This is a genomic window from Pseudoalteromonas sp. AS84 (assembly GCF_038900255.1).
GTDB lineage: Bacteria > Pseudomonadota > Gammaproteobacteria > Enterobacterales > Alteromonadaceae > Pseudoalteromonas.
The window spans coordinates 76,088-87,713 of the sequence record NZ_JBBMQY010000010.1; the positions used below are offsets into that span (position 1 = coordinate 76,088).

The window sequence follows — 11,626 nt, forward strand, 5'->3', positions numbered from 1 at the left end:
TTATTGTTGGCCTACTGAGCTAACAATCTTGATCTGTCTTTCGTCTGGTACCTCTTGATAAGACATCACTCTCAATCCTGGAATGGTGTACTTAACAAAACGAGATAACACAGTGCGTAACATTCCTGACGTTAGCAATATAGAAGGTTCACCGGCCATTTCTTGATTTTGATGAGCTTGTGTCAATGACACTTGAAGTCGCTCTGCAAGTCCTGGCTCAATACCGGCACCTTCATCGCCTGCATTTTGTAATGACTGATGCAACATCTGTTCCAACTCAGGTGCCAAGGTTATGACAGGGATTTCTGATGACATACCAACCGCATCTTGAACAATTAATCTACGCAGAGAAATACGCACTGCAGCCGTTAATACATCAGGGTCTTGGCTACGCGGGCCATACTCAACTAGGGTTTGAACAATTGAGCGCATATCGCGAATAGCAACGCCTTCATTCAATAAATTTTGCAGTACTTTTACAATTGCAGTTAATGGCAACACATCTGGTACTAGTCCTTCAACTAAGCGAGGGTGGCTTTTAGCAAGCATATCAAGCAGGTTCTGAACTTCTTCGTGCCCTAGTAGTAACGCCGCACTGTTAGTTAATAACTGGCTGATATGAGTGGCAACTACCGTGGCTGAATCTACAACGGTGTAACCTAGTGATTGAGCTTCATCTTTTTGATCTGGTTTGATCCATACTGCATCAAGGCCAAATGCAGGGTCTTTAGTTTCAACGCCTTTAATTGGACCAAATACTTGCCCTGGATTAATCGCCAGCTCGTCGCCATGTTTAAGTTCGCTTTCACCTGTCGAAACACCCATTAGCGTTATTCTGTAAGCATTAGGGTCAAGCTCTAAATTGTCGCGAATGTGCACAGGTGGTACTAAAAAGCCAAGCTCTTGAGAAAGCTTTTTACGTACACCTTTAATACGATTAAGTAGCTCACCACCTTGAGATTGATCTACCAACGGAATTAATCTGTAACCTACTTCTAGGCCAATTACATCAACTTGTTGAACGTCATCCCAGCCAAGTTCTTTTTGCTCTTGTTTATTAGCAATACCCGTTGCAGCGCTTCCACCACTGGCGGCTTCTTCAGCTTCTGCTGCAGCGGCTTTTAATTTACTTTGCTGCGTGTAGTAAGCTAAATAACCAAGTAACGCACCTAAACTTAAAAAAGCAAAATGTGGCATACCAGGCACTAAGCCCATGATGATCAAAATACCTGAAGCAATGAAGAGAGATTTTTCGTTACCAAGTTGCTTCTTAAATTGGTCACCCATATTGAGCGACTCATTTTGGCGTGTTACAACAATCGCAGTACCAATTGAAAGTAGTAAAGAAGGGAGCTGAGCAACTAAGCCATCACCAATGGTAAGTAATGTATATACTTCCATTGCATCGCCAAAACTCAAATTGTGCTGAATCATACCGACAAATAAACCACCAACAATGTTGATGATTAATATAACAATACCTGCAATAGCATCGCCTTTTACAAATTTACTCGCACCATCCATTGAACCGTAAAAATCGGCTTCTCGGGTTACTTCCTCTCGGCGGTCACGCGCTTGTTCAGCACTGATAAAACCAGCGTTTAAATCAGCGTCAATTGCCATTTGTTTACCCGGCATTGCATCAAGGGTAAAACGTGCAGATACCTCAGATATACGCCCTGCACCTTTAGTAATTACCACAAAGTTAATAATGATCAGGATTAAAAACACGACCAAACCAACAGCGTAGTTACCACCAATAACAACTGAGCCAAACGCTTCAATCACCTTACCTGCAGAATCTCCTCCGTTATGACCTTCAAGTAGTACAACTCGAGTACTAGCAACATTAAGCGCTAAGCGCATAATCGTAGCGATTAATAATACAGAGGGGAATATACCAAACTCAACCGGCTTCATCGTGTAAACGGTCACGAGTAAAACCACTAATGCGAGGGCAATATTAAACGAAAAAAGGATATCGAGTAAAAATGGCGGTAACGGTAAAATAACCATTCCCAAGGCAGCAAGCACAAGCAAAGGAGTACCTACCCCTTTGGCATAGTCTTTTTTGTCTCTGTTAAGTTGTTGTAATACCGCTTTAAAACTCATAATTCTACAATTTCAAAAAATTGACACTACATAGAATTTGCAATAACTATTCCAAGTTATTAAGTTAGCGATTTAATACTTATAGGCATCGGGGATTGGGAGCTTATTATTAAGCTTAGTCGGGCGTTTACCGCGCCCTTTATTAAAGCGCTTAAGCTGAAATACATACGCTAAAACTTGCGCAACAGCAGTAAATAGCTGATCGGGTATTTGCTCTCCCACTTCAGCAGTATGGTAAAGTGCTCGGGTCAACATAGGGGATTCTAAAATAGGTACTTCATTCCCTATTGCTACTTTTCGAATTTGCATCGCCATTTCATCAATACCTTTAGCAAGCACAATAGGCGCTCCTGCACGCTCTGTATCGTATTTTAATGCTACTGAGTAGTGAGTTGGGTTGGTAACAATAACGTCAGCGTCAGGGACATCTTGCATCATGCGGTTTTGCGACATTTGCCTTTGTGTTTGCCTAATACGCGCTTTTATTTGTGGGTCACCTTCAGAGTTTTTATATTCATCTTTAATTTCTTGCATGGTCATTTTAAGTTGTTTGTTATGGTTATAACTTTGAAATGGCGCATCGATGGCGGCAATAATAATTAAAGTGCATGAAAGGCCTAAAAACATCCAGCCTAAAATCTCTAAGGCATGAATAATATTACCTGGTGCACTTTCTAAACTTAAATGCAGTATTTCATCAAAATAAGTATTAATTAAAAACACAGCAAAACTTGCAACCAAACCAAATTTTAAAAGTGACTTTACAAGCTCAATAGCCGCTTGCGGGCCAAACATACGTTTAAAGCCTTTCATTGGCGACATTTTACTTGCTTTAGGTGCAGCAGCTTCCCAGCTAAAATTAAAACCACCTAGTAACGTATTCCCAATAAATGCAGCCAAAACTATAATTAATACAAACATAGCCATAGGAAACATTAAAGCATCTGCAACCTCTCCCCATACAGCAAACATTTTAGTGGTATCAAAGGCTTCGTTACGATTTAAGCTAAGGGTTCGGCCCATTACATTGTATAAACCTTTGCCAATTTCAGGACCATACATCAAAAGCGATATAGCCGAAAAAATAAGTACAAACATAGTACCTAGCTCTTTTGAGCGTGCTATTTGGCCTTTCTTTTTAGATTCTTCAAGCTTTTTGGATGTGGGTTCTTCTGTTTTTTCTTGCCCTGAGTCTTCAGACATGACTTTCTCCTAAGGTGAGCAACCAACTAAAGTGCACATTAGCTCAACCATTTTTAACCATTGAAACTCAAACTGAGTAACAAAGTTACCTAGTGTCGCCCAAATAATAATGAGTCCCGCTACCAAGGTAAACGGAAAACCAATAGAGAAAATATTTAATTGCGGTGCTGCACGCGTCATAATACCAAACGACATATTAATAACGAGCATAGCCGTAAGCGGTGCAAGTGAGAGTACTAGTGCTGTAGTAAACATCCAGCCGCCCCAGGTCACTATGTCCCAGTAATGATCTACAGACCACCATGTGCCATCGATGGGTAGCACTTGAAAACTATGCACCACCATTTGAATCATCATTAAATGACCGTTAAAAGCAAAAAATAACAGGGTGGCCAAAATAAGGAAAAACTGACCTACAGCAGGCACACTCGCGCCATTAGAAGGGTCAATAACAGAAGCGAAACCTAAACCCGTTTGCATCGCAAGTATTTGCCCTGCTAACACAAAAGTATTTAGTAAAAGTATAGATGCAAAACCAATAGCAACACCAATCAACATTTGTTGAATAACCACTAAAATCATCTCAAACGAAAATAGATTAGTGAATGTAGCTGGCGGTAAGACGGGGACAACAACAAAAGTTACAACAACTGATAAACCCATTTTTATACGCGTAGGAACATTTTTAGCCCCTAAGCCCGCCATAATCATAATCATTGAGCTAATGCGTACCAGCGGCAACAAAAAATCGCTCAACCATTGAATAACGACAGCAAATGGATATTCCACATTTAACCTGCAATTTCAGGAATAAGTAATACTAGGCGAGTAAAAAAGTCCATTAGTTCTTGAGTAAGCCAATGCCCACCAACAATTAGCGCACTAATAGTAATTAATAAACGAGGTAAAAAACTCAGTGTTTGTTCATTGATTGACGTTGCGGCCTGAAACACAGCCACAACTAAACCAATAATTAAGCCTGGGACTACAATTGCAGACACCAGCTTAATAACTAGAAATAAAGCGTCACTTAGGATATCAACAAAAATTTCCGGTTCCATGTTGTACTCCTATTGTTGAGTCATGTTAATGCTTTGCATACTAAGTTCCTAAACCAAAGCTTTTGGCTAGAGTCCCCATCACTAAGCTCCAGCCGTCTACAAGTACAAATAACATAATTTTAAACGGCAAGGACACAATCATGGGTGAAAGCATCATCATACCCATCGCCATTAATACCGAGGCGACCACTAAATCAACGATTAAAAATGGAATAAAAAACATAAAACCGATTATAAATGCGGTTTGCAGTTCACTGGTTACAAATGCAGGTATCAATACTATTAATGGAGTATCTTGTGGCGAATCTAGCTGATCATAACCGGCAATCTTAGCAAATGTTTCTAAATCTTTTAAACGCACTTGAGAAAGCATAAAGGCTTTCATTGGCTCTTTAGCAAGCTCTAATGCCTCTACTGATGTAACCTGCTCATTTAAGTAAGGTTCTATCGCTCGCTCGTTTACCTGCTGATAAATAGGCGACATTATAAAAATACTTAAAAAAAGCGACATGCCTAATAACACTTGGTTTGACGGTGTTTGCTGTAAACCAATTGCTTGGCGCAAAATAGCGAGTACAACAATAATCCGTGTAAATGAGGTCATCATAATTATGGCAGCCGGTATAAAACTCAGCGCCGTCATAATGGCTAAAACTTGTAACGTTACTGAGTAATCTTGTGTGCCATCAGCGTTTGTTGTAATAGTAAGCGCATCAATTCCCTCTGCACTTACACTTGGTACAAACACCATGGCAAAAATAATAAGCAGCCACTTTGTCATAGGTTTAATTCTTTTTATTTTGGTTTGATTGCGGGTTTAAAAGTTTACCAAATCGTTTAGCGAGTTCAGGCAGTTCTTTTTCACTTAATGGGGTTTCTAACTTGTGTAAGTAATTAATACTGTGGGGAGTTACACCAAGTAAGTGCTGAGCATTATCTATCTCAACAACCATTAAACGCTCACGAGAACCCAAAGGCAGGCTTCTGACTACTTTAAATTCATCGCTGTTAGCTAAATTTGGATTAAGCTTTTTAACAAAAAATGCCAGCACAATAATCAGTACCAGCACCATTACAAGCGACAGCACCATAGAGAGTATATCTCCAGTTGGTGTTGCCACATCTGCTTTCGAAAAAACGGAACTAGTTAAAGCAACTAATAAGCTCATCGTAGTTTTTTGATCCGCTCTACTTGGCTTATCACATCAGTTAAGCGAATACCAAACTTGTCGTTTACTACAACTACCTCGCCATGAGCTATCAAAGTACCATTAACTAGTACGTCTAGCGGCTCGCCCGCGACACGGTCAAGCTCAACAACAGAGCCTTGGTTGAGTTGCAGTAAGTTACGAATATTAATTTTAGAGCGCCCTACTTCCATTGAAATAGTAACGGGGATATCTAAAATAGTGTCGAGTTTTCGTTTTTCATCGCCACTCATTTCGTGTTTTGAATCACTTAACTCATCAAGCTCTGCAACATGTGCTTCGCTACTATCATCTGGACCTTCAGCTTCTGCTAATGCTGCTGCCCATTCGTCCATTGTATCTTGATCATCGCTCATACTTTTAACCTTTTAATCAATTACCAGTCTAAGTCTACACCGTCAGAGAGGTGTAAATCATCTTCTAGTTCTGCTAATTCTGCATCTGAGTCAATTTTCTTGCCGCCTTTGGTAAATACATGCAGCTCAGATTTAACTGAATCAGGTCGTTTAATTTTTTCACTAATTTGAAGCGCAACATTATCGCGAGAGCGGCCCATCTTGGCTCTAAATGTAGGTAATTCCTCAACAAATACGGTTATATGCTCAGGCATTTCAACCGGAATAATATCGCCAGTTTTGAGTTCCATAATCTGCCTTAAGGTTAAATCGACTTCAAGTAACTGAGTCGACATATCAACCTCTACATCCATTATTTCGTCGCGAAGTGCTTTGCTCCAACGTAAATCGGTATCTTCAGTATCAGATTGAACCCCCGCATCTAACAGCTCTCGAATTGGCTCAAGCATTGAATACGGAAGTGCAATATGAAAATCGCCACCGCCACCATCGAGCTCAATATGAAAAGAACTAATAACCACAACCTCGGTTGGGCTTACAATATTAGCCATAGCTGGGTTTACTTCAGAATCGAGATATTCAAACGATACATCCATAACCGGTGCCCATGCTTCTTTATAATCTTCGAAAATGATCTTAAGGAGCATTTGCACAATACGACGTTCTGTAGGCGTAAATTCTCGGCCTTCAATTTTTGCATGATAACGCCCGTCACCACCAAAAAAGTTATCTACCAAAATAAACACAAGTCGTGCTTCCATGGTAATAAGGCCGGTACCTTTCAGCGGTCTAAAACGCACCATATTTAAGCTGGTTGGAACAAACAGAGTATGGATATACTCACCAAATTTAATCATTTGCACGCCATTAATAGACACCTCTGCGGTGCGGCGCATCATGTTAAATAGGCTAATTCGCATATGACGAGCAAAGCGTTCATTAACAATTTCCAGTGTCGGCATACGACCACGCACGATCCGATCTTGCGAAGAAAAATCGTACTGAAGCGTACTTCCCCCGCCATCTTCACCTTCGTGTATATCTTCCTCTTCAACGTCATCAACGCCGTGTAATAGCGCATCAATTTCGTCTTGGGATAATAAATCGCTCACGCTAACCCCTTATTGCATCACAAAGCCGGTAAACAATACCCGCTCAATTACTTTGCTGCCTTCAACATCCATCAAGGCTTTTTGTACCTTTTCAAGTGCAGAAAAACGAAGTGTTTCTTTACCAGAACTCGTACTTAACTCATCGGCTGTTGTAGTAGAAAACACACTTAGTAGCGTCCCTTCTATTAGCGGAATATGTTTTTTAGCGGTTTCTTCGTTTACTTCACCACGTACTAATAACTGTACTTTAATTTGCACAATTCTGTCGCGACTTGAGCCAGGCACATTAAATACAAATGGGCGTGGCATCGCAACATATAAAGCACTGCCTATCTCAGCTGAATCACTAGGCTCAGCTGAGGGGGTATCTGCTGATATTGCAGTCTCTTCATCCAAGGTTTCAACTGACGCATCCGAACCTGACATAAAAAAGTAACCCGCAGCACCACCTATTATAAGTAGTACAGCCACTATAATTATTATGAGTTTCTTTTTACTTTTACCGGTTTCTTCAATTTCTAAACTTGCTTCTTCAGCCATCATGATTCCTTTAATCGCAAAGGTACTTGCTTGTTTTAACTATTATAATAGCAGTACTTAGGCATAGTAATCTATTGATGATGAAGTTTGTTGTCGAGAACTTTGTGCAGTGTTATTTGCTTGCTCGTCGTTTTCATCATTAACTGACTTATTATTAGCCAAATTACCTTGAGTTCCACCTTCACTGTGCTCAGCAGTTTCACCACCAGATTGCCCATAAGAAATAGTGCTTTCACCAAGCTCTAACCCTTGTTGCGCTAACATTTCACGTAAGCGTGGCATTGATTGTTCAAGTGCTTCTTTGGCTTGCTGGTTTTGTACTACAAAGTTTATATGTGCTTGTTCTGCATCGCTACGAATACGTATTTGCATACTGCCCATTTCGGGAGGATCTAGGCGAATTTCTGCTTCTTTATTATTAATGCTCAGCATTGAGCTGACGCGCTCTTGCAATAATTTAGCTGCATCACTTTTAACAATATTAATTGCCTGCATTACGCCAGGATCAATACTTACTTGCTTAACTTGTGACGTGCTTTGTAGTTGTTGAGTTTGTATTATTTGGGTATCAAGTAAGCTCTGCTCGTAACTTAGTGAGTCGTATTGGCTTAATGTGCTCACTTGCTGAGTATTTAAAGCAGCTGTAATTTGCGTAAATACTTGTGCTACGCGTGCAGGTGTTTGTTCTGCAGTTATTTTTTTAAGGCCATCTTTTTGTAATTCTTCAAGTGATTTTAATAAATCATCACCCTCAGTTGAGGTTGTTACGGCTTTATTTAAATCAGCCCCTTCGTTTATCGATGTCTTTAAGCTTAACTTTTGTGGATTATATACTGTATTAGGAGTCTCTGACGCTACAAACGTTTTTGAGTCTGATTTAGCTGTGTCGGCAAGTCCTATTTCAATTGAAGCTTTTAACTCATTAACTGCTTGCTTAAGCGCTGACAACTGTTCGCCTTTAGGCTGCTCTGTTTTAATATAAGCGTTTAATTGCGTTAATAAGCTTTGTTTTTCAGCTGTATTAAGTGAATTTATTTCTGTGCTAAAAGAGTGTTTAGTTACTGTGCTCTGTGCTTTTTCGTTATCAGTAATAAATTGCGCAAGCATTTGCTTGAGATCAGCAGTACTGCTAGTCGCGCCGTTCATTGAATCAGTATTTTCTAACACCTTAACTTGCGCATTAAGTTGTGAGCGCTGCTCTGGCGTTAAACTAGCAATAACATTATTAGCTTTAATTAAGCTCGCATCTTTAGCTATTAAGGCGTCAATTGCTGCGCCTTTTTCGCTCTCAGATGTCTGTGAACTTGATTGCATCGTTTCTGATTCAGTTAAAGAAGGTGTCGCTACAGATGGAGCAGCTGGCGTAGGCACTGGTGTTGGCAACACTATATTTTTTGCACTTTTATCAACGGATTTATCTTGAGCTAATTGTCCCTTAATATCCATTGAAACTAATTCAGTGTCATCAACTATAGAGCCAAAACTGTCATCGGTTTTTTTACTTATAGGGTTTAATGGCCCTTCAATTGCCTCAGCAACACCACTTTTACGATGCTTGCCTTCATTTAATGGTAATGAATTTAAAGATAGTGAGCTAAAGTTATCGCTTTTTGAATCAGTTAATTTAGCCGTTTTAGAGTCCACATTAGTGGCAATTGGATTTTGCACTACACTCGCTGCATTCGCTTCTTCAGTCGATACTTCGCCACTTGCATTAGCTGATGCAATTCCTGATGTGCTTTTTAATTCTGTATTTTCTGATTCTGTATTCTCTACCTGCGTAGCTTCTAGCTCTGTATTTTCAGCTGTCTCAAAAGGCTTATTGACCGAAGTGCTCATTGCTTGTGCTGAATTAATCTGATCAAGCATCTCAACAGACACAAAAGTAACTTCGCCCGTTGCTACTTCATCTAGCTTTACGCTCAGGTTTTCATTTTTTTCTGGCTGTTTATGCTTTGGAATAGCAATCGAATTTTCGGCACCGGGATTTTTATTGCCTTTAAGCAAAGGCTCCATAGAATTATGCGCTTCGTGTAATTGGCTTGAAAACTCCGCGCCTAAATCGCCTTCATTATTAGCTAAGCTATTGTCTTTAAAGGCTATCAAAGAGTCTTTTTCAGAAGAAACTAAAAACGAAATGTTATTCATCGCCATAAATCACCTAATACCATTACGGCAATATGCCACCGCATACCGCCAAAAGTTAAATCCCACTAAGTAATAAAGCAATTAGCGTGCCTGAATTACAAAGCTTTACGACGTTGAAAAAACTGATTAGCTGAAAATTCATCTAACATTTTTTGCTCATTTTTAGCCATTAACGCATTTGCTTTAAGTTTTTGATTTTCGATTAATTTGGCGACTGCTTTAGCTTTAATTTGCTGCTTAAGCCATAGCGTTTTACGTTGAGTAACAACTTGCTTAGCGGTATTTACCGTACTTGCTTGTTGGCGAATTGCTTCTTCAATTTTAGCTATAAAGGCATGATACTGCCCAAATCCGGCACTAGATAAACCCGATTTTCCCTTAAGGTGTAACTGCTGAGAGTACTCAAGTCTAAAATTATTTAAACCTTGTAGCTTTTGTTGATTCGATTGCAAGTTTTGATTGGCTTGTAAGTAACTCATGCGCAAACTTTCTTCTTTGTCATTTTCAATTTTGAGCAATAAATCGAGTTTATTTTTAGCCATTATGCTTGTCCTAGTAACTGAGCAAGACCTTGCAGACCATCATCGTAACTAATGACATCTCGCATACCTTGTTGTAAAAATGCATTTACTCTTGGCATCATATTTATGGCTTGGTCGAGCATTTGATCGGTCCCTTTTTGATAGGCACCTAAAGTAATCATATCTTTGTTTTGTTGATACATTGAATATACTTGTTTAAGCACTCGGGCTTGTTGCATATGCGGCTCAGAAACAACTTGAGGCATAACACGCGAAATCGACTTTTCTATATCTATAGCGGGATAGTGCCCGCTGTCGGCTAAATCACGCGATAGTACAATGTGGCCATCTAATATAGCTCGCGCTGCATCAGCAATAGGGTCCTGCATATCATCGCCTTCACTGAGCACTGTAAAAAAGGCAGTAATTGAACCTTGCCCTTCTCCGCCATTACCGGCGCGTTCTACTAGCGCAGGTAATTTAGCAAACACCGAAGGCGGATAACCTTTGGTTGCCGGCGGTTCGCCTACAGCAAGTGCAATTTCACGTTGTGCCATTGCGTAACGCGTTACCGAATCGAGTAACAATAATACGTTTAAACCCTGATCTCTAAAATACTCTGCAATAGTTACGGCGCTCTCGCAGCCTTTTAAACGCATAAGTGGTGATGAATCAGCGGGTGCTGCGACAACAACTGAGCGTTTGCGTCCTTCTACACCGAGTATTTCTTCAATAAATTCTTTTACTTCGCGGCCACGCTCCCCCACCAAGCCAACAACAATAACATCGGCTTCGCTACCTCGGGTCATCATACCGAGAAGTACAGATTTACCCACACCGGAGCCTGCAAACAACCCCATACGTTGGCCTTGCCCTACTGTAATTACCGAGTTAATAGCTCGCACACCTACATCCATAGGCTTAGTGATTGGTCTTCTAGAAAGCGGGTTTATAGTATTTTGTGCAAACTTTAAATGATGCTCAGCATTAATTTTACCAAGGCCATCTAGCGGCCGGCCTAAACCATCTACAACGCGGCCTAATAAACTCATCCCTACAGGCAAACCTAAGTTATTAACTTGAGGAATAACACGCGCACCAGGTAGTACACCAGAAATATGGTCGTTAGGCATTAAGTACAAAGTTTGGTCGTTAAAACCGACTATTTCGGCGTCTACAAAGCCGTTCATGGTTTCTATTTTACATTGGCTACCAACGGGTGCACGTAAACCTCTAGCCTCAAGGGTAAGGCCAACAACACGCGTTAAAATACCTGCTACAGCAGGCGCTGGGATTTTAATATGTTGTTGATATTGAGATAAGCGTTCGCTTAAAGGTGCACGTTGAGTTGACATAACACGCCAA

The 11,626-nt window shown here is 40.3% G+C and carries 12 protein-coding genes; all 12 read right to left on the reverse strand.

Translation table 11 applies throughout. The features are described from left to right. The 12 genes from flhA to fliI all read right to left on the reverse strand — a co-directional run bounded on the left by flhA (position 1) and on the right by fliI (position 11,616). Positions 1-2,112, reverse strand: a complete 2,112-nt coding sequence (gene flhA / locus WNY79_RS12060; RefSeq protein WP_024599209.1) for a flagellar biosynthesis protein FlhA — start codon at positions 2,110-2,112, stop codon at positions 1-3. 72 nt (positions 2,113-2,184) lie between these two features. After that, complete coding sequence (gene flhB / locus WNY79_RS12065; protein WP_010553902.1) at positions 2,185-3,315, reverse strand: flagellar biosynthesis protein FlhB; 1,131 nt, start codon at positions 3,313-3,315, stop codon at positions 2,185-2,187. 9 nt (positions 3,316-3,324) lie between these two features. Further along, positions 3,325-4,104: a flagellar biosynthetic protein FliR gene (gene fliR, locus WNY79_RS12070; RefSeq protein ID WP_007585805.1), complete on the reverse strand. Its 780-nt coding sequence runs from the start codon at positions 4,102-4,104 to the stop codon at positions 3,325-3,327. A 2-nt stretch (positions 4,105-4,106) separates the two neighbouring features. Then, positions 4,107-4,376: a flagellar biosynthesis protein FliQ gene (gene fliQ, locus WNY79_RS12075; RefSeq protein WP_002959325.1), complete on the reverse strand. Its 270-nt coding sequence runs from the start codon at positions 4,374-4,376 to the stop codon at positions 4,107-4,109. Positions 4,377-4,416: 40 nt separating this feature from the next. Continuing rightward, positions 4,417-5,157, reverse strand: a complete 741-nt coding sequence (fliP, locus tag WNY79_RS12080) for a flagellar type III secretion system pore protein FliP (RefSeq protein WP_166420992.1) — start codon at positions 5,155-5,157, stop codon at positions 4,417-4,419. Positions 5,158-5,161: 4 nt separating this feature from the next. After that, a complete protein-coding gene (fliO, locus tag WNY79_RS12085) occupies positions 5,162-5,545 on the reverse strand; it encodes a flagellar biosynthetic protein FliO (protein WP_007377952.1) in 384 nt (127 codons plus the stop codon). After that, a complete protein-coding gene (gene fliN, locus WNY79_RS12090) occupies positions 5,542-5,940 on the reverse strand; it encodes a flagellar motor switch protein FliN (RefSeq protein WP_024599211.1) in 399 nt (132 codons plus the stop codon). Before fliN ends, fliO begins: the two co-directional genes overlap by 4 nt. 20 nt (positions 5,941-5,960) lie before the next feature. Then, positions 5,961-7,052: a flagellar motor switch protein FliM gene (gene fliM, locus WNY79_RS12095; RefSeq protein WP_024599212.1), complete on the reverse strand. Its 1,092-nt coding sequence runs from the start codon at positions 7,050-7,052 to the stop codon at positions 5,961-5,963. 9 nt (positions 7,053-7,061) lie between these two features. Continuing rightward, positions 7,062-7,592, reverse strand: a complete 531-nt coding sequence (gene fliL, locus WNY79_RS12100) for a flagellar basal body-associated protein FliL (protein WP_024599213.1) — start codon at positions 7,590-7,592, stop codon at positions 7,062-7,064. 57 nt (positions 7,593-7,649) lie between these two features. Beyond that, positions 7,650-9,746 (reverse strand): flagellar hook-length control protein FliK, encoded by a 2,097-nt coding sequence (locus WNY79_RS12105; RefSeq protein ID WP_342875953.1) that lies wholly within the window; start codon positions 9,744-9,746, stop codon positions 7,650-7,652. Between the two features lie 89 nt (positions 9,747-9,835). Beyond that, a complete protein-coding gene (fliJ, locus tag WNY79_RS12110) occupies positions 9,836-10,282 on the reverse strand; it encodes a flagellar export protein FliJ (RefSeq protein ID WP_010553907.1) in 447 nt (148 codons plus the stop codon). Continuing rightward, entirely contained in the window at positions 10,282-11,616 is a 1,335-nt protein-coding gene (gene fliI / locus WNY79_RS12115; protein WP_076923507.1) for a flagellar protein export ATPase FliI, read from the reverse strand. The genes fliJ and fliI overlap by 1 nt, the downstream gene beginning before the upstream one ends. Positions 11,617-11,626 lie beyond the last annotated feature (10 nt).

Bases quoted from the DNA above. Each gene is read 5' to 3' on its own strand.
- flhB (WP_010553902.1), bottom strand. From the start codon at position 3,315: ATGTCTGAAGACTCAGGGCAAGAAAAAACAGAAGAACCCACATCCAAA.
- WNY79_RS12105 (WP_342875953.1), bottom strand. From the start codon at position 9,746: ATGGCGATGAATAACATTTCGTTTTTAGTTTCTTCTGAAAAAGACTCT.
- fliL (WP_024599213.1), bottom strand. From the start codon at position 7,592: ATGGCTGAAGAAGCAAGTTTAGAAATTGAAGAAACCGGTAAAAGTAAA.
- flhA (WP_024599209.1), bottom strand. From the start codon at position 2,112: ATGAGTTTTAAAGCGGTATTACAACAACTTAACAGAGACAAAAAAGAC.
- fliJ (WP_010553907.1), bottom strand. From the start codon at position 10,282: ATGGCTAAAAATAAACTCGATTTATTGCTCAAAATTGAAAATGACAAA.
- fliO (WP_007377952.1), bottom strand. From the start codon at position 5,545: ATGAGCTTATTAGTTGCTTTAACTAGTTCCGTTTTTTCGAAAGCAGAT.
- fliN (WP_024599211.1), bottom strand. From the start codon at position 5,940: ATGAGCGATGATCAAGATACAATGGACGAATGGGCAGCAGCATTAGCA.
- fliP (WP_166420992.1), bottom strand. From the start codon at position 5,157: ATGACAAAGTGGCTGCTTATTATTTTTGCCATGGTGTTTGTACCAAGT.
- fliQ (WP_002959325.1), bottom strand. From the start codon at position 4,376: ATGGAACCGGAAATTTTTGTTGATATCCTAAGTGACGCTTTATTTCTA.
- fliI (WP_076923507.1), bottom strand. From the start codon at position 11,616: ATGTCAACTCAACGTGCACCTTTAAGCGAACGCTTATCTCAATATCAA.